This is a genomic window from Paenibacillus sp. Aloe-11 (assembly GCF_000245715.1).
Taxonomy (GTDB): domain Bacteria; phylum Bacillota; class Bacilli; order Paenibacillales; family Paenibacillaceae; genus Paenibacillus; species Paenibacillus kribbensis.
On record NZ_JH601048.1, the window covers coordinates 201,120 to 217,983 of the forward strand.

Annotated in this window: 15 protein-coding genes; all 15 read left to right on the top strand. The window is 49.4% G+C overall.

The annotated features are described in order from the left end of the window. Positions 1–65: 65 nt before the first annotated feature. The 15 genes from WG8_RS05835 to WG8_RS05905 all read left to right on the top strand — a co-directional run bounded on the left by WG8_RS05835 (position 66) and on the right by WG8_RS05905 (position 16,742). Entirely contained in the window at positions 66–809 is a 744-nt protein-coding gene (locus WG8_RS05835) for a YveK family protein (RefSeq protein WP_007429195.1), read from the top strand. Beyond that, positions 793–1,431 carry a CpsD/CapB family tyrosine-protein kinase gene (locus tag WG8_RS05840; RefSeq protein ID WP_007429196.1) on the top strand — a complete coding sequence of 213 codons (639 nt, stop codon included), beginning with the start codon at positions 793–795 and terminating at the stop codon, positions 1,429–1,431. The genes WG8_RS05835 and WG8_RS05840 overlap by 17 nt, the downstream gene beginning before the upstream one ends. Before the next feature lie 41 nt (positions 1,432–1,472). Beyond that, on the top strand, positions 1,473–2,363 hold the full coding sequence (gene galU, locus WG8_RS05845) for a UTP--glucose-1-phosphate uridylyltransferase GalU (RefSeq protein ID WP_176718123.1): 891 nt from the start codon (positions 1,473–1,475) through the stop codon (positions 2,361–2,363). A 16-nt stretch (positions 2,364–2,379) separates the two neighbouring features. Beyond that, positions 2,380–3,078: a sugar transferase gene (locus tag WG8_RS05850; RefSeq protein WP_007429198.1), complete on the top strand. Its 699-nt coding sequence runs from the start codon at positions 2,380–2,382 to the stop codon at positions 3,076–3,078. Then, on the top strand, positions 3,078–4,013 hold the full coding sequence (locus WG8_RS05855; protein ID WP_007429199.1) for a glycosyltransferase: 936 nt from the start codon (positions 3,078–3,080) through the stop codon (positions 4,011–4,013). Before WG8_RS05850 ends, WG8_RS05855 begins: the two co-directional genes overlap by 1 nt. 10 nt (positions 4,014–4,023) lie before the next feature. Next, positions 4,024–5,361, top strand: coding sequence for an O-antigen ligase family protein (locus tag WG8_RS05860; RefSeq protein WP_007429200.1), 1,338 nt, complete (start codon positions 4,024–4,026; stop codon positions 5,359–5,361). Between the two features lie 4 nt (positions 5,362–5,365). Further along, positions 5,366–6,136 (top strand): WecB/TagA/CpsF family glycosyltransferase, encoded by a 771-nt coding sequence (locus WG8_RS05865; protein WP_007429201.1) that lies wholly within the window; start codon positions 5,366–5,368, stop codon positions 6,134–6,136. 5 nt (positions 6,137–6,141) lie between these two features. After that, positions 6,142–7,584: an O-antigen ligase family protein gene (locus tag WG8_RS05870; RefSeq protein ID WP_007429202.1), complete on the top strand. Its 1,443-nt coding sequence runs from the start codon at positions 6,142–6,144 to the stop codon at positions 7,582–7,584. Positions 7,585–7,589: 5 nt separating this feature from the next. Beyond that, positions 7,590–8,969, top strand: a complete 1,380-nt coding sequence (locus WG8_RS05875; RefSeq protein WP_007429203.1) for a lipopolysaccharide biosynthesis protein — start codon at positions 7,590–7,592, stop codon at positions 8,967–8,969. A 22-nt stretch (positions 8,970–8,991) separates the two neighbouring features. Next, entirely contained in the window at positions 8,992–9,831 is an 840-nt protein-coding gene (locus WG8_RS05880; RefSeq protein ID WP_007429204.1) for a glycosyltransferase family 2 protein, read from the top strand. Then, complete coding sequence (locus WG8_RS05885; protein WP_007429205.1) at positions 9,818–11,005, top strand: glycosyltransferase family 4 protein; 1,188 nt, start codon at positions 9,818–9,820, stop codon at positions 11,003–11,005. The genes WG8_RS05880 and WG8_RS05885 overlap by 14 nt, the downstream gene beginning before the upstream one ends. Further along, positions 11,002–12,150 carry a glycosyltransferase family 4 protein gene (locus WG8_RS05890; protein WP_043890815.1) on the top strand — a complete coding sequence of 383 codons (1,149 nt, stop codon included), beginning with the start codon at positions 11,002–11,004 and terminating at the stop codon, positions 12,148–12,150. Before WG8_RS05885 ends, WG8_RS05890 begins: the two co-directional genes overlap by 4 nt. 28 nt (positions 12,151–12,178) lie before the next feature. After that, the gene (locus WG8_RS05895; RefSeq protein ID WP_007429207.1) at positions 12,179–13,279 is read left to right on the top strand and encodes a glycosyltransferase; all 1,101 of its coding nucleotides are present in this window, start codon (positions 12,179–12,181) and stop codon (positions 13,277–13,279) included. 5 nt (positions 13,280–13,284) lie between these two features. Continuing rightward, complete coding sequence (locus WG8_RS05900; RefSeq protein ID WP_007429208.1) at positions 13,285–14,613, top strand: UDP-glucose dehydrogenase family protein; 1,329 nt, start codon at positions 13,285–13,287, stop codon at positions 14,611–14,613. 752 nt (positions 14,614–15,365) lie between these two features. Beyond that, positions 15,366–16,742 (top strand): sugar phosphate nucleotidyltransferase, encoded by a 1,377-nt coding sequence (locus tag WG8_RS05905; RefSeq protein ID WP_007429210.1) that lies wholly within the window; start codon positions 15,366–15,368, stop codon positions 16,740–16,742. Positions 16,743–16,864: the final 122 nt, after the last annotated feature.

The following is a 16,864-nucleotide window of genomic DNA, read 5'->3' on the forward strand; positions in this document are numbered from 1 at the left end:
GCCAATTGTTACAATAAAGTCATACTTAAAATAAGAAGAGAAATGGTATAGGAGGGAGGATTTTTGTGGAGAAAACCATTTTGGATTATCTGGTCCTGATCAAAAAAAGATTGTGGCTGATTGCGATTTTTGTCATCCTCTCATGCGTGACGACTTACATTGTGAGCAACATTGTCGTGAAGCCAGTCTATTCTGCTTCAAGCCAACTGCTGGTTAATCATATTTCCGGCAAGCAAGGAAGCAACAATCTGAATGACGTCAACACAAGTCTTAATTTGGTGGAAAGCTACAAGCAAATTCTCACTTCACCTAAAATTATGGAGGCTGTCGTAACGACTCATCCTGAGTTCGGTTTGACGCAGGAAAAGCTGGCAGAAAAGCTCCAGATTAAATCCTCGGATAAAAGTCAGGTTATCGGCTTGACGTTTGAGGCAGGTAGCTATCCACAAGCCGCAGCTGTTGTCAACGCAGTAGCCCAGAAATTCGTGCAGACGGTTCCTGGATTGATGGATTTGAATAATGTAAAAATTTTGAATGAAGCGGACCCACAGGCCAATCCTGACCCGATTAATGGAAATCCGCTCATGAATATTGCGATTAGTCTTCTCGTATCGCTGATGATTGCGCTGGGCACGATTGTGTTCCTGGAAAGCATTAACGGTACGCTGCGGTCGGAAAAAGAGGCAGATGCAGATATCGGCCTTCCGGTGATTGCATCTATACCGGTCATCCGCAAGAAGGACACCGACGGGGCCACCGGAAATTCTAAAGAACGAGTAGGGGAGCGTAAATATGCTGCGATTGAATGACATGTTGATTACAGAAAGCAATCCTTCATCGTATATCTCCGAATCATTTCGTTCCCTCCGTACATACATCCGGCAGCAGGTGATTGGGCACAAGGACCGCGGAACGGTTCTACTGCTGACCTCGCCGGAAAGCGGAGCGGGCAAAACAACCCTGCTCGCCAATATCGGGGTCACTTTTGCACAAGAAGGCAAGAAAGTGGCTTTGGTAGATTGCAATCTGCACAAACCGGCGTTGCACGAGATATTCGGAATGGAGAATACCGGAGGTTTATCGGCTTATTTGCGTGGCGGCGCTTCTTCCAAATCCATCGTTAGACATGGTGGACTGGAGCTATCGATTGTTCCCGGTGGAGACACCCTGTATAACGCAGCAGATCTGCTGGGCAGCGAACGCATGACAGAGCTGCTGGAAGAGCTAAAACGTGAATACGACATTATCCTGCTCGATTCGGCTCCGGCGTTGAACTACACGGATGCGCGCCTGATTGCAGGCTTGACGGATGGTGTGATTCTCGTCGCTAAACACGGCCGAACCAAACGTGATGATCTACGCAAAACAAAGCAACTCATGGAGCAGGCCAGTGCAACACTGGTTGGAATTGTGATGAATCAGGTGAAGTAGCAACACCCAAATTCGATGAAGCAAGGAGAATGAGTGCGATGATGAAGAGAGTGAAAAAAGCCATTATTCCAGCAGCAGGGTTGGGTACACGCTTCCTCCCTGCGACAAAAGCAATGCCGAAGGAAATGCTTCCGATCATCAATAAGCCCACGATTCAATATATCGTTGAAGAAGCCATTGCTTCTGGTATTGAGGACATTATTATCGTTACGGGTAAAGGCAAACGTGCGATTGAGGATCACTTCGACAACGCTTTTGAGCTGGAATCGAAGCTGCTGGAGGACGGCAAGCTGAAACTTCTGGAGGAAGTACAGCGCTCTTCGGGAGTGGAAATTCACTACATTCGCCAGAAGGAACCTAAAGGTCTGGGACATGCGGTATGGTGCGCAAGACGTTTTATCGGGGACGAGCCGTTCGGTGTATTGCTGGGCGATGATATCGTAACAGGTCAGAAGCCTTGCCTGCGGCAGCTGATGGATCAGTATGAGGAAACACAAAATTCCGTGATCGGCGTGCAGCGGGTTCCGATGGAATTCACGAACCGCTATGGCATCATTGAACCAGACCAGCAGGACGGACGTTTGTACCGAGTGAACAATTTTATAGAAAAACCGGCTCCAGGCACAGCTCCATCCGACTTGGCTATTATGGGTCGCTATGTGTTCTCGCCGAAAATTTTCAAATATCTCGATCTTCAGGAAAAAGGAGCTGGCGGTGAAATTCAGTTGACGGATGCAATCCAAAAGCTGAATCAGAGCGAGCGCGTGTACGCTTATGATTTTGAAGGTACACGTTATGACGTAGGTGAGCGCCTCGGATATATTCTAACCACACTTGAATTTGCACTCGCCAGCGATGATCTGAAGTATCCGGTTATGGAGGCCATGAATGAATGGTTAAAAAAGACCGAAAAAGCAACTACAGCAGGTTGAGAGGGGGTACGTCAGCATGAGCATGGAAAATTTACCGGAGGACGGCGAGGCTGTCATGTCAGGTAAAGCGTTTTACATGCCATACGGAAATACACAAATTCAGGATAAAACGTCTTACCTGGTCACAAAGCGTCTCCTTGATATGCTGCTGTCTTTCGTGGGTTTGATCGTCTTGCTTCCGCTTTTTGTGGTGGTGGGTGTGCTGATTAAGCTCGAAGATCCAAAGGGAAGCGTGTTTTTCAAGCAAATTCGGGTGGGCAAGAATGAGAAGTTATTCAACATGTATAAATTCCGTTCAATGGTGTCCAATGCCGAGGAGCTGAAAAAGGATTTGATGGAGCTGAATGAAGTGAGCGGCGCCATGTTCAAAATTAAAAACGACCCTCGGATTACGAAGATCGGCAGCTTTTTGCGCAAGACGAGTATTGATGAGATTCCGCAGCTGTGGAACGTATTGGTCGGGGACATGACTTTAGTGGGTCCTCGCCCCCCGCTGCCCAGCGAGGTCGAGCAATACTCTGATTATGACAAGCAACGCCTGATTGTAACACCGGGCTGTACCGGCTACTGGCAGGTGAGCGCACGTAACAGCGTAGGCTTCGATGAAATGGTGCAAATGGATTTGAAGTATATTCATGCTCGCAATACGTGGCTCGATCTTAAAATCATCATGAAAACAGGCGTTAAAATGCTGTTCTCCAAGGATGCTTACTGATGGATGCATTCAAGCGATGTCCCGCAGTGTCCGTCGTTATTTGCACCTATAACCGGGCGGACCTGCTGGAGAAAACGTTAATGTCCCTGTTGGAGCTGGAGGACCTTGCGCTGGCCGAGATCATTGTGGTCGATAACCGATCCACCGATCATACAGCGGCAACGATCAAAAGATTTAGTGTTGCACATGGTCAGGATATTCACCTCCGATATCATTATGAGCGCGAACAAGGGTTGTCTGCTGCTCGTAATGCAGGCATTACGTTATCGAGAGCAGAAGTCATTGCTTTTCTGGATGATGATGCGATCCCGTGTGTTACATGGCTGCAAACGATTATGGCGGCCTTCGGGAACAATCCCGAGCTGACGGCAATGGGTGGAAAAATTGAGCCCATGTTTGAGGTGGAACGACCGGGGTGGCTAACAGGACCGCTTGAGCTTCCTTACACGATTATTGATCTGGGGTCAGCGGTCCGCGAATATCCGGTGGGACTGAATCCGTTTGGAGCCAACATGGCTATGCGCAAAACGGCCTTTGCTGCCGTCATGTTCCCGCTTCACTTGGGCAGAAAGGGAGATATCCTTTTGTCTGGTGAAGAGTCGTGGGTATTTGAGCAAATTCGTAAAAATGGTGGAACGATCATGTACCATCCTCACATGGCTGTGAAGCATTTTGTTCCGGCTACACGATTAACGAAGGAATGGATCATGAACCGCTACTACTGTCAGGGCATGTCTAACGCTGCGCAGGCCGCTGGCTTGCTCGGCAACGTCATGCTGATGGCAAAGACGGCGGCCAAAGTGCTATACATCACGGTGGATTCCCTGCTGGCACGTACTGAGGGCAGGAAGCTGTTGAACCGATGCAGGTTTGAAAGTATTCGTGGGACGCTGGATACATTGCGCAACCGGAAAAGCGAGTCAGCTGCGGGGTGAAAGATTGAACATGAGTAATTATCCTTGGACTTCCAGAATAAACACCATACAGCATGTTTTTATTTTTCTGCTGGGCGCTCTTGCTGTAGGAGTTGCGGCTACTTATCAGCCTGTAGTCAGTATTGCTGCGGTATGCTTGCTGCTTCTACTGGTCGTTTCGATCCACCACCCGGAGCGCATCAGCTATGCGGTTTTGCTAAGTACAGCAGTATCGGTAGATTCCCTGTATCAGGGCGGTGTGTTTGGCATTGAGATTTTGTCATTGTATAAATTGGGCATTTTGGCTCTGCTGGTTCCTTGCATGCTCGTATATGGCATTCGTCTCAAGTTCAGCTATCCGGTCTGGGCGTTGGTAATCATGCTGGGGATTACATTTGGATTTTCAGCATGGCTGCCTTTGCTAACGACCTCGATTGCAGTGAAGGCATTCGTCGGATTGTCACTCCCCTTCATTTTTCTATTAATTCAGTGGAAAAAGGATGTGGCGGATAAGCATATCCGGCTGATCAGTCTACTGCCGATCATCAGTGTGATCATTGGATTGGGCCTGCAGACCGTAGGGCTGCATTCGTTTACCGATGTGGAATTTACGGGCGCGGTGAGAATACAAGGAGCGAACATACCGCCGCATCTGGCGATGCTCTCCTTTCTCGGAATTGCCGTCTCTCTGATTGAGATCAAGCGCAAGCCGAAGCAAGCTGCCTTTTATTACACTGTACTGGCATTGAATTTTCTGATCCTGATCGCCACCGGTACACGTGGACCGATTCTGGCATTGCTGTTGATGTTTGCTGTGTATCTGTTTGATATTGCCCGTCAGTACCTCAAAGGTAGAGTCAATTATTTGCTACCGCTGGCCGGATCGTTTTTGGTTGCTCTGGGGGCGGTGGCCCTGCAATGGAACAATTTAAAAAAACGCTCCTTCGAGCGGGAGACCGATACAGGCATTGACCTGTCGGGGCGCTCGGAGGCATGGGAATATTTTTTGAACAAAGTACATGATTACCCGTGGTCAGGCAGAGGGCTGGGTGCAGTAACGGTCGCGAACGACGGGACGCTATTCAATGGCTTTGTTGTACCGCATAACGAGTATATACGCTTTTATTTTGACACGGGATATATCGGCTGCGGGCTATTAATGCTTTCATTGCTGGTCGTGTTCGTTCTCATTTACCGGTCGCTTGCCAAATCGATCAAACCTTATTTTGCAAGCTTAATTGCGGGCTTTCTGATCTATTCGTTTTCAGATAACACGTTGTCGACGGTTCAGATGATTATTCCGTTTTGCTGGTATTTGAACACGTTATACCAGACGTCCACCCAAACCGATTTTTGCAAAGAGAAGTGATACGATGAGCAGAGTGAACATGTTCGATGTCAACTTTGATAATTACGATTTTAACGATTTACTCGAATTTATAGATACTTCTATTGTACATCAGCGTCATTCCTACATTTTGACCTGTAATGTCGATCATGTAATCAAGCTTCGCAAGGATGATGAATTTCGCAAGGTATATTCGGATGCAGGAGCTGTAGTGGCCGATGGAATGCCTATCATATGGGCGTCCAAGTTGCTGAAAAAGCCCCTCAAGCAAAAGGTGTCGGGATCAGATTTGTTCACCCGGCTGGGAGAGGCATTTGAGGACCGAGGCTACCGACTATTTTTTCTGGGTGCGGCTGACGGTATACCGGAGAAGGCCATGCGCAACCTTCAGGAATCGTATCCGAATATGAATGTGGTGGGCTGCTACTCTCCTTCCTATGGCTTTGAGAAAAATGAGGAAGAGAACAGACACATTGTCCGCTTGCTTCAAGAGGCTCGCCCGGACATTGTTTTTGTTGGTGTAGGCGCACCCAAACAGGAAAAATGGATTTACAGATATTATGAGACTTACCGCGCTCCGATTTCGATTGGGGTGGGGGCAACCTTTGATTTTCTGTCTGGAAATGTGAAGAGGGCACCGAAGCTGATGCAGAAGACGGGATTTGAATGGTTTTGGCGGTTGTCTCAGGAGCCCAAACGCTTGTGGAAAAGATATTTGATTGAGGATTCACAGTTTCTTGTGCTGCTGTTTAAGGAAATGTTCAAGCAGGAGCGGATGAAGGGAGGTCAGGGGTGAGAAATATGAGTCGGTTGGCAGATCAGCAGATTTCCATTTGGTTGGGGAATCGGCGTGGAATCGGCATGGTCGGCGTGGGGTTGCTGGCTTGCATGCTGCCACTCGCCATTGGATTTGTCAGCGCCAAGCTGAATCCCACCACGAGCCAACAGGGAGCCATATTGCTAGCGCTCGTTTTTCCAGCCTTCCTGCTGGCGATTTTTCAATCGCGGCTGCTGATTCCTTACACATTGCTGGTGTGGGCAGTGGGCCCGGAAATCCGCCGTATTGCAGACTGGCTGGAGGGGACGTATCACTCGGTTTCCTTGTTGAGCTTGGCACCACTGCTGGTGAGCAGCATGTTGATTATTCCCGTGCTGCGAGGCATTCATGAGGCGGAAAAACCTCTGACCCGGATTGCTGTGTTCTTTGGCATAGAATTGGGCTACGGAAGTGTCGTCGGGTTGTTCAAAAATGGCATTGTTTTTGCTTATGATTTAGCCAACTATGTCATCCCTTTGCTCCTGCTGCCTTATCTTGCGATTAAGCCCATGAAGGCGAAGGAGTTGGACCGACTACTGTATTCATATGCCAATATTGCTGTGCTTGTGGCGATTTACGGCATTATTCAGTATTTGACGGTCCCTCCCTGGGATGCCTTCTGGATGAATCATGTAGAAATGAATTCCATTGGCTTACCGGAGCCGCTTCAAATTAGAGTTTTCTCTTCCATGAACTCGCCCGGTCCTTGCGCTATTTTCCTGGCGATGGCTCTTGTACCGATGCTGATGGAAAAAAGGTGGCGCGGCACTTTGGGATGGATTGGCATCCTGCTGACGGTTGTGTGTCTCCTGGTCACGCTGGTACGCTCGGCCTGGCTGATTGCATTCGTCATGTTGCTGGCCTACATTCTTAGTTCATCCTCCAAGGGGAAATGGAAGACCTTGTTTCAACTGGCTATTGTCGGTCTTCTTCTCTATATGATTGTTCCCAAACTCCCGGGAGCAGAGGGACTGGTGGCCCGCATGCAGACATTGACGGATATTCAACAGGATCATTCGTACAATGAGCGCCTGGATTTGCTGAATACGATGATTCCGGCGGTTGTGGGCAATCCGGTCGGGCAGGGGATCGGGAGTGTAGGAATTGGAACCAAGCTAGATAACGGCGGCGATCTTGGCGAACTTGGAATTATGGATAATGGCTATATTGCCATTTTCCTCACCTTCGGTATTTTCGGAGCATTCTTTTTCTTCGGTGGCCTGTTCGTTATCATCAAGCGCCTCCTTGTCCGTATTGCCGAGCGAGATTCCACTCAGCCCTACATCAGACTGGCGCTGGCTACGTGGGCTGGAGCTGTAGCCAGTCTGATATCAGATAACGGTTTTCCTGGTATGCGCGGCTATCTGATCTGGATGATGATCGGAATAGGACTGTGGGCGAAAGATGTCATCGCGGAAAGAAGGTAAAGGCTGTGCAAAACTTACAAACATTATCCGCACCTGTCCGGACACTATGGTCTACGGTGATTCGCTTTGCCAAAAGCAAGGATAATAGCTCGGCAGCAGTAAAAACGATGATATTCAGCATGCTGATTCTCGTCGTGAATATGCTGACTGGCGTGCTGACGGCCCGATTCTTGGGTCCTACCGGACGCGGGGAACAGACCGCCATGGTGAACTGGTCCCAGTTTCTCGCCTTCTGCATGAGCTTCGGTGTACCGTCTGCCTTGATCTACAATGCGAAAAAAAAACCGGAGGAAACGGGCAAGCTGTATGGACTCGCCTTGCTGCTCGCTACGATGTTCGGGGGCCTGGCGACACTCGTCGGAGTGTTTCTGATTCCTTATTGGCTGCGCTCCTTTTCCTCATCGGTCATACTGTTTGCGCAATGCTCCATGATGATGTGTCCGCTCATTGCGATTTCACAAATCAATAATGCATTGCTTCAAGTTCGATCGGAATACAAGCAGTACAATTTGTTTCGTTATCTCGTACCGCTGAGTACGCTGCTTGGTCTGGTGATCCTGATTCTCACTGGGCATATAAGCCCGTACACCTCAGCACTGGCCTATTTGCTACCAGGCTTGCCGATTTATATCGGTGTGACGATTCGAATGATTCGGCTGTACAAACCAAGGATAAAGAACAGCTGGACACAATTCAAAAATCTCTTTACCTACGGTATGGGATCATACGGCAACGATCTGATGGGGCAGGTTTCTACCTATATTGATCAGATTCTGATTGCAGGCCTGCTCAGACCGGCTGATCTCGGTTTATATGCGGTAGCAGTCAGTCTGGCCCGAATGGTGAATGTATTTTCAACCTCGATTATTGTCGTGCTCTTCCCCAAAGCCTCCGGGCTGAATAAGGAGGACGCGGTGGCAATCACGTTTCGGGTATTTCGCGTGACTTCGACGGTAACCGTTTTGGCCGCGTTAATGCTGACGCTGATTGCTCCGTTGGTATTTACATTGTTATATGGTCCAGAGTTTAAGCAAGCACTTACGGTATTCCGGTTTCTGGTGCTTGAGGTTGCTATCAGTGGAGGAACCATGGTATTGGCACAACAATTTATGGCGCTGGGCAAGCCCAAGCTGGTGACCATTTTACAGGGTGTCGGATTGGCGCTCGTTATTCCATTGTTGTCCATACTTGTTCCAAAATACGGTTTGACGGGTGCAGGGATAGCGATGCTGTCCTCGGGGATTCTACGGTTCGTTTTCATTTTATGCAATGTTAAATTCGTTCTGAAAATGAAAATTCCAAGACTGGTTATTTCCAAACAAGATTTCCAATGGCTCCGATCAACAATGGCACACTACATCCGGAAAAAGCCAGTTAACGGTTAGATAAAGAAGGAGGCACCCGCTAATGAACCACATGTCTAGCGTTCCCGCGGACAATCGGATATCCGTAGTTATTATCGCTCAGGATGACGGCATCCGCATCTCGGCTGCCATTGAATCCTGCAAGCCCTTTGCGGACGATATCGTCGTCATTGACGGAGGGAGCAAGGACAACACGATTCAGGTAGCTGAATCATTGGGCTGTCGGGTGTTTTCCAACCCGTGGCCGGGCTATGCAAAGCAGCGCATGTTTGGTGTCGATAAAGCGGAATTTGATTGGATTTTCCTGATTGATACGGACGAGGTGGTGGATGCAGAGCTGCTTGGAGATTTACTGAAGGTGAAGGAAACACTCCATGATCCGGCCAAAGCATATTCCGTGTTTCGGATTGGCGATTTTCTCGGCAAATGGATGAACAAAGGCGAATACCTCGTTCGTCTGTACAATCGGCGTATTTATGGCATTACGAACAGTCTTGTTCATGAAATGCCGGATGTAGCTTCTTCCCAGATTGTCAATCTGGACGGGGTGCTATGGCATTACGGCTTCCGCAGCATCAGCGATCATATGACACGTTTTAACAAGTATACGGATCTGGAAGCAGAGACGGCATTTAACAAAGGCAAATCCTTTCGGATTACCAGACTGCTGCTGCGGCCTCCTGCCCGCTTTGTCCAGAAGTATTTTGTTCAGGGCTTATACCGCAAGGGGGTGGCAGGCTTTGCCGTAGCGGTCTTCTGGGTGATGTATGAGTTTCTCGTCTGCTTCAAGCATTATGAGCTGACCAAGCGGCGAAAAAAGTTAAAGATTGTGGATGATGGACAGACCGAGCAGAAAGGAGAAACCAGCTATGTCGTACAATAACGGTTTTCGGATTGCGGCAACGGGTCTTAGCTGGCCGTCCCTGCAGCCAGGGGGGCTAAACACGTATTTCAAATCCATCTGTGAGCAGCTGACGGTAGAGCGCAATACGCTGGATGCTTTGATCTGTACTGACGAGCAGCCGCAGGCGCCCGAGCGTATCCGAATTCATTCGATTGGGAGCAAGCAGCAATCCATTTGGAAGCGCAGAGATCTCATGCAAAAATATGCAGCAGAGCTGTTCGACAAGCAGCCGGTGGATGTGCTGTATTCCCATTTTGCCCCCTATGGCGTCGGACCGGCGCTAGAGGCGAAAAAACGCGGGATTCCCGTCGTTACTACCTTCCACGGCCCGTGGACAGAGGAAATGAAGATCGAAGGGCAGGGCCTCAAGCATCTGCTGAAAACGACAATGGCTAAATCCATTGAGATGAAGGCCTATGGTTTGGCGGACAAATTTATAGTGCTGAGCGAGACCTTTCGGGATATTTTGCATGAGCACTATAAGGTTCCGCTTAGCAAAATCCATATCATTCCCGGTGCGGCGAATGTAGAAAGGTTCCATCCGGCAGAGAATCGGGGAGCCGTGCGAGAACGGCTGAATTTGCCACAAAATGCGACGATTGTGCTGACCGTCCGTCGTCTTGTTAACCGAATGGGACTGCTGCAGCTCCTCGAAGCATGGCGACGGGTAACCGAGCGTCATCCTGATCATCTGCTGCTGATTGGGGGGAAAGGCCCCTTGATGGAGGAATTGGCTTCCAAGGTGGCGGAATACAATCTTCAGAACCATGTTCGGCTGCTCGGTTATGTGTCGGATGAGGAGCTTCCGCTGTATCATCAGGCTTCAAATCTATTCGTTGTGCCGACACAGGCACTGGAGGGTTTCGGTCTGATCACGGTAGAGGCGATGGCTTCAGGGCTGCCGGTGTTGGCTACTCCTGTGGGCGGCAACAAGGAGATTTTAAGAGGATTCCGACCCGAGCTATTGTTCCAGGGAACAGACAGTGAGGCCATCGCTCAGGGCCTCCTGCGTGCGCTGGATCATCCTGAGCTTCTTCCGAACGCAAGGGAGTGCCGGGAGCATGTGCTGAGCAAATATACGTGGGGACATGTAGCGGAGCAGGTGGAAGATGTGTTCCGGCAGGTTCTTGACAGAAAGGCGGCGGCGAAATGATGAGAGTGGCTTATATTGACCATACGGCAAGATGGAGCGGCGGTGAGGTCGCGTTGTATAACATCCTGACGAATATCGGGGAACATATCGACCCGCTTGTCATTTTGGCGGAAGAGGGCGATTTGGCGGATCGGCTCAGGCAGCGTGATATCGACGTGCGTATCGTTCCACTGGACGATTCGATTCGTAATCGGGGGCGGAACGCCGTGAATCTGGGTGCGCCTGCGGCAGCCTATCGATTGCTGGCTTACGGCAGAAAACTTGCGCCCTTGCTCCGCGAGGAAAAGGTTGTGTGTGTTCACACCAACTCGCTCAAGTCCGCGCTGTATGGTGCAGTAGCTGCCAAGTCGGCAAAGCTTCCGCTGATCTGGCACATCCGTGACCACATTGGTCCGCCTTACCTGAAGCCAATCGTAGCCAAAGGCATTCGGCTGATGTCGCGTTTCTTGCCCAATGGGGTCATTGCCAATTCCAAATCCACGCTGAGTGCGCTGGAGCTGCCCCCGGACAAAAAGACGCTCGTCGTCTACTCCGCTTTTGCCAAAGCCATCACGGCTCGTGATGCGTCTGCAAATCCACGGACCGATGACTCGTTTAACGTCGTACTGGTCGGCAGACTGGCGGAATGGAAGGGGCAGCATATTTTGCTGGAAGCAGCCCGCTCCTTTTTACCGGATAAGCGGGTGAAATTCTGGCTGGCCGGGGACGCATTGTTCGGTGAAGAGGAATATAAGAGCCGCTTGGAGTCCACGATGCGCGAATACGGGCTGGATAACGTCAATCTGCTGGGACATGTCGATGACATTCAAGGCCTGATGCAGCGCTGTGATTTGCTGATCCACACCTCTATTACGCCGGAACCATTCGGCCAGGTCATTATTGAGGGCATGGCGGCAGGGCTGCCGGTGATTGCCTCAAATGAGGGTGGACCCAAGGAAACTGTAGTGTCGGGTGAAACCGGACTGCTCATTGAACCGGGGGACCCGGCCAAGCTGGAGACGGCCATCCGCTGGATGCTGGAACATCCGCAGGAGCGTCAGCAAATGGGTGAGAAAGGGATGGAACGAGTCAAGCAGCATTTTGTCATCGAGAACACGGTTAAGGATATAGTTCATTACTATAAGGGTTTGTTGGCAGGAGTCTGACCGACATTCGCGTTAAAGGATGATTCAGATGAAAATAGCGATAGCACACGATTACTTAATCCAAATGGGCGGGGCAGAAAGGGTGGTAGAGGTATTCCACGATATGTATCCGGAGGCTCCGATCTTCACAACGGTGTTCAGCGACGAACGCCTGTCAAGCAACTTGAAGGATGCGGATATTAGAGCCACCTGGCTGCAGAACCTCCCGGGAGTGAAGGCCAATTTCAAAGGAGTGCTGCCGCTGTATCCCATCGCTATCCGTGATTTTGATTTTAGGGATTTCGACATTGTTTTAAGCTCCAGCAGCGCATTTATGAAAAGCATCCAGGTACCTAAACATACGTTTCACATTTGTTACTGTCACACACCGATGCGGTTTGCCTGGGATTACGATACATATATGGCCCGGCAGTCCAAATCCAACCTGCTCAAAAGCATGCTCAAGCTGTACATGAATCGGTTGAAAACATGGGATGCCAAAACTTCTCGCAACGTAGACCAGTTTGTCGCCAATTCTTCCGTCGTCAAGCGGAGAATTCTGCACTATTACCAACGGGAGGCGGATGTTATTTTCCCTCCTATTAATACGTCACGTTTCGAACGTGCTGCAAGCATCGGTGATTATTACCTGATCGTATCCCGATTGGTGTCCTACAAGCGCATCGATCTGGCGATCGAGGCATTCAAACGCAACGGTCTCAAGCTGCGCATTGTCGGTGAAGGACCGGACCGTAAAAGACTGGAGTCCATGGCTTCCCCGAACATTGAGTTTCTCGGCAGGCTTGAGGATCAAGAGGTTAACAAGCTGATGGCAGAATGCCGGGCGCTCGTTTTTCCGGGAGAAGAGGACTTCGGTATTACGCCTTTGGAGGCGAATGCAGCCGGACGGCCTGTCATCGCTTTTCAGGGCGGAGGCGCGCTGGATACCATTGTCCCTAATGTAAACGGTGTGTTTTTCCGCAAGCATGAGGTGGACGATGTACTGGAAGCAGTCGCCAGGGTCGAGCAGCATGCATGGAATGTGGATGACATCATCACCCATGCTCGTAAATTTGATGAAAATACGTTCAAGGATCAATTGAAAAAGTATGTAGAGCAAGCCTATGTGAACTTTCTAAAAGGAGGATGAACGGAATGAAGCTGGCTGTAATCGGTACTGGATATGTTGGGCTCGTCTCGGGCGTATGTTTTGCACACAAAGGTAATGAGGTGATTTGTGTCGATCTGGAGCAATATAAAATCGACATGCTGAACCGGGCAGAATCTCCGATTTATGAACCTGGTATTGAGGAATTGATCTCGCTGAATCTGGAAGCTGGCCGTTTGGAGTTTACCTCGAATTTGGCCGATGCGGTACGTCGGTCGGATATCGTTATTTTGGCAGTAGGTACACCTTCTCTGGCTAACGGTGAGGCGAATCTGTCTTACATTGAGCAGGCGGCTGCCGATGTCGGGAAAGCGATGAACGGGTACAAGATTATTATGACCAAGAGTACTGTACCTGTCGGAACAAACGAAAAGATCAAAGACGTAGTGTCCCACCATACGAATTATTCCTTCGACATCGTATCTGCTCCGGAATTTCTCAGAGAGGGCTCTGCCATCAACGATACGCTTCACCCGGATCGCGTGATTATTGGTTTGGACAATGCGGGGCTGCGTGAAACGATGGTTACCCTGCATCAGGTGTTCACGGATAAAATCTATGTGACCGATATCCGCAGTGCTGAAATGATCAAATATGCATCCAACGCATTTCTGGCAACCAAAATTTCATTCATTAATGAAATTGCCAATATTTGCGAAAAGGTTGGCGCGGACGTAACCTGCGTGGCTGACGGTATGGGCATGGACAAACGGATTGGCTCCTCTTTCCTGCAAGCAGGCATCGGGTACGGGGGCTCCTGCTTCCCGAAAGATACGAATGCGCTCATCCAAATTGCGGGTAATGTAGACTATGAATTTAAATTGTTAAAATCGGTAGTCGAGGTTAACACCGACCAGCGCTTCATGATCGTATCCAAGCTGCGTGAATCGCTGGGTCAGCTGCATGGCGTGCCGATCGGTATTTGGGGCTTGGCCTTCAAACCGAATACAGACGACATTCGTGAAGCACCGGCGCTGGAAATTGTAGAAACGCTCATTCAGGCAGGCGCTATTGTGAAGCTGTATGACCCGATTGCGATGGATAAATTCAAGGAGCGTGTGAATCACCCGAATATTGTATGGTGCTCCTCCCCGCAACAAGCCGCCGAAGGAAGCGATGCCGTGTGCTTGCTGACAGATTGGGAAGAGTTCAAAAAAGTCGACCTTGTACAGCTGGCTTCCCTTTTGCGCAAGCCTGTTCTGATTGACGGCCGTAATGTATTCACAGAGAATCAGATTCAAAGCTCCGGGCTGGAATACTACTCCGTGGGTCGTCCGCGGATGAGCGGGTGGAATCGGGATAAGGTGGAAGTTTAAAAAGTGATAGATTAAAAAGTGACTGTGGCCGTGTTGGAGGCGCTACGCGTTCCATTTGATCTTCCGCTGTTGCAGCGGGATTCCTGGATTGTATAAAACATTCCAAGGTAAGAATCCCGCTGCAAAGGCGAACGCTGACGCTTCTACAGATTCAAATGGCCCGCTCCGCTGCTTTCCGCCGTGGAGTCACGATTTTTAACCTCCCACTTTGTGGGAGAGGTAGAAAGGGCGTATCGGAATGAGCGGCACGGCTTAAAGCCGCTCATTCCGATCAAAGCGCCTCGCGGCTGTACCGCGCCGCTCATGCGGATACGCTATGCTGCTCCCATGGGGCAAGGTTGCCATGTAAATACGGTTATGCTGCTCCTGACGCAAAGACGCCATTGCGGTTGCCGAAGGCAATCTCGACGAGGCGTTACAAAGCCTCGATTATTTAAAGCTTACAAGCACGGCAGGCAAACGCCGAGCGCATGAGCGCTAACAGGCTGACCGGACTTAATAATGTCCGGTCGTGCCTTTTGCAATAAACGGTATGATCGGCATGATGCATATTTGAGTAGCGCAGGGATGGATTTGAATCTGGAGAAGCGGAGCGTTCGCCTTTGGACCGGGATTCAAACCTTTATACGATTTTATACAATCGAATGAATCCCGGTCCAACAGCGATCGTAAGATCAAATCCAGCCCGTAGCGGGCTACTCAACCTTGCCCCATTCGATCACCCACACATTATAGAGAGGAAGTGGAGAGTTATGAAGCTCGTACTTTTGTCTGGTGGTTCCGGTAAAAGATTATGGCCTTTGTCCAATGATTCCCGTTCCAAACAATTTTTAAAGGTACTGGAGAGCCCGGAGGGGATTTCGGAATCTATGGTGCAGCGGGTATGGAGACAGTTGGGGGACAACCAATTATCTGAGTCCTCGTTCATTGCGACAGGGAGAGCACAGGTCGAAATGATCCAGAGCCAGGTCGGACAGGATATACGTATCATTGTTGAGCCGGAACGTAGAGATACCTTCCCTGCCATTGCGCTGACAGCGACTTATCTATATTCCATTGCTGGTGTTTCACCTAATGAAGTTGTTGCTATATTGCCTGTAGATCCTTATGTAGAGGATGCTTTCTTTGCTACAGTTGCCCAGTTGGAGCACACACTTCAGGAGAGTGAAGGCAAGCTTGCATTAATTGGAGTCGTTCCTTCCTATCCATCTGAGAAATATGGTTATATTATTCCAAAAAATGATGCCACCCAAGGGAGCACAGGCTACCGTGAAGTGAGCCACTTTCAAGAGAAACCCGACCGTGAGCAGGCGGAGCGTCTAATTGAACGCAATGCTCTATGGAACTGCGGGGTTTTTGCATTCAAATTAAGCTATTTGCTTGATATCTTGGCGGCCAAGGGTTTGCCGCTGAACTATGAAGAAATGCAAAAGCAATACGCATCTCTGGAAAAAATCAGTTTTGACTATGAAGTAGTCGAGAAGGAGAAGGACATTGTGGTTCTTCCGTATGATGGATTCTGGAAGGATCTGGGCACCTGGAATACGCTCACAGAGGAAATGTCCCATCAGCAAGTAGGCAGAGGGGTAGTAACGGAGGATTGCGTCAACACAAGTCTCATTAACGAGCTCGACATTCCTGTGGCGATTATCGGGACAAATGATCTCATTGTTGCTGCCAGCCCCGACGGTATTCTTGTGACCAATAAGGCGGAAAGTCCACGCATTAAGGAAGTGCTTAAGGCTCATGATCAGCGTCCGATGTACGAGGAGCGCCGTTGGGGGCAGTATCGGGTTGTGGATTATGTAAAGTACGATGAAGGCAACGAGGTGCTGACCAAACGAATCCGCGTGCGCAAAGGTAAAAATATCAGCTACCAGCTTCATTTCAAACGCAGTGAAATCTGGACCATTATCAGTGGTGAAGCGGAAATTATTTTGAATGAAAAGCTGCACAAAGTGAAGGCTGGTGATGTCGTGCGTATTCCTGAAGGAACGAAGCATAGCATTTTGGCCGTGACCGATGTGGATTTGATTGAGGTGCAAACGGGGTCTGAGCTGGTCGAGGAGGATATTGTACGTTTTTGCATGAATTGGAATGAAATTTCTCGTCACCAATTTATTTCATAAATTTCTTCGTAAAAATGAAAAAAAGACGAATTGATGAATATTTATAGCCCGAACTGTCGAAAATGCACGAAAATCTGTAAACTCTTGCACTTGACCTATTAAATTTTGGTAAAAAAAAGTCG

Bases quoted from the DNA above. Each gene is read 5' to 3' on its own strand.
- WG8_RS05870 (WP_007429202.1), top strand. From the start codon at position 6,142: ATGAGTCGGTTGGCAGATCAGCAGATTTCCATTTGGTTGGGGAATCGG.
- WG8_RS05840 (WP_007429196.1), top strand. From the start codon at position 793: ATGCTGCGATTGAATGACATGTTGATTACAGAAAGCAATCCTTCATCG.
- WG8_RS05885 (WP_007429205.1), top strand. From the start codon at position 9,818: ATGTCGTACAATAACGGTTTTCGGATTGCGGCAACGGGTCTTAGCTGG.
- WG8_RS05865 (WP_007429201.1), top strand. From the start codon at position 5,366: ATGAGCAGAGTGAACATGTTCGATGTCAACTTTGATAATTACGATTTT.
- WG8_RS05880 (WP_007429204.1), top strand. From the start codon at position 8,992: ATGAACCACATGTCTAGCGTTCCCGCGGACAATCGGATATCCGTAGTT.
- WG8_RS05850 (WP_007429198.1), top strand. From the start codon at position 2,380: ATGAGCATGGAAAATTTACCGGAGGACGGCGAGGCTGTCATGTCAGGT.
- galU (WP_176718123.1), top strand. From the start codon at position 1,473: ATGAAGAGAGTGAAAAAAGCCATTATTCCAGCAGCAGGGTTGGGTACA.
- WG8_RS05860 (WP_007429200.1), top strand. From the start codon at position 4,024: ATGAGTAATTATCCTTGGACTTCCAGAATAAACACCATACAGCATGTT.
- WG8_RS05895 (WP_007429207.1), top strand. From the start codon at position 12,179: ATGAAAATAGCGATAGCACACGATTACTTAATCCAAATGGGCGGGGCA.
- WG8_RS05890 (WP_043890815.1), top strand. From the start codon at position 11,002: ATGATGAGAGTGGCTTATATTGACCATACGGCAAGATGGAGCGGCGGT.
- WG8_RS05905 (WP_007429210.1), top strand. From the start codon at position 15,366: ATGAAGCTCGTACTTTTGTCTGGTGGTTCCGGTAAAAGATTATGGCCT.
- WG8_RS05855 (WP_007429199.1), top strand. From the start codon at position 3,078: ATGGATGCATTCAAGCGATGTCCCGCAGTGTCCGTCGTTATTTGCACC.
- WG8_RS05900 (WP_007429208.1), top strand. From the start codon at position 13,285: ATGAAGCTGGCTGTAATCGGTACTGGATATGTTGGGCTCGTCTCGGGC.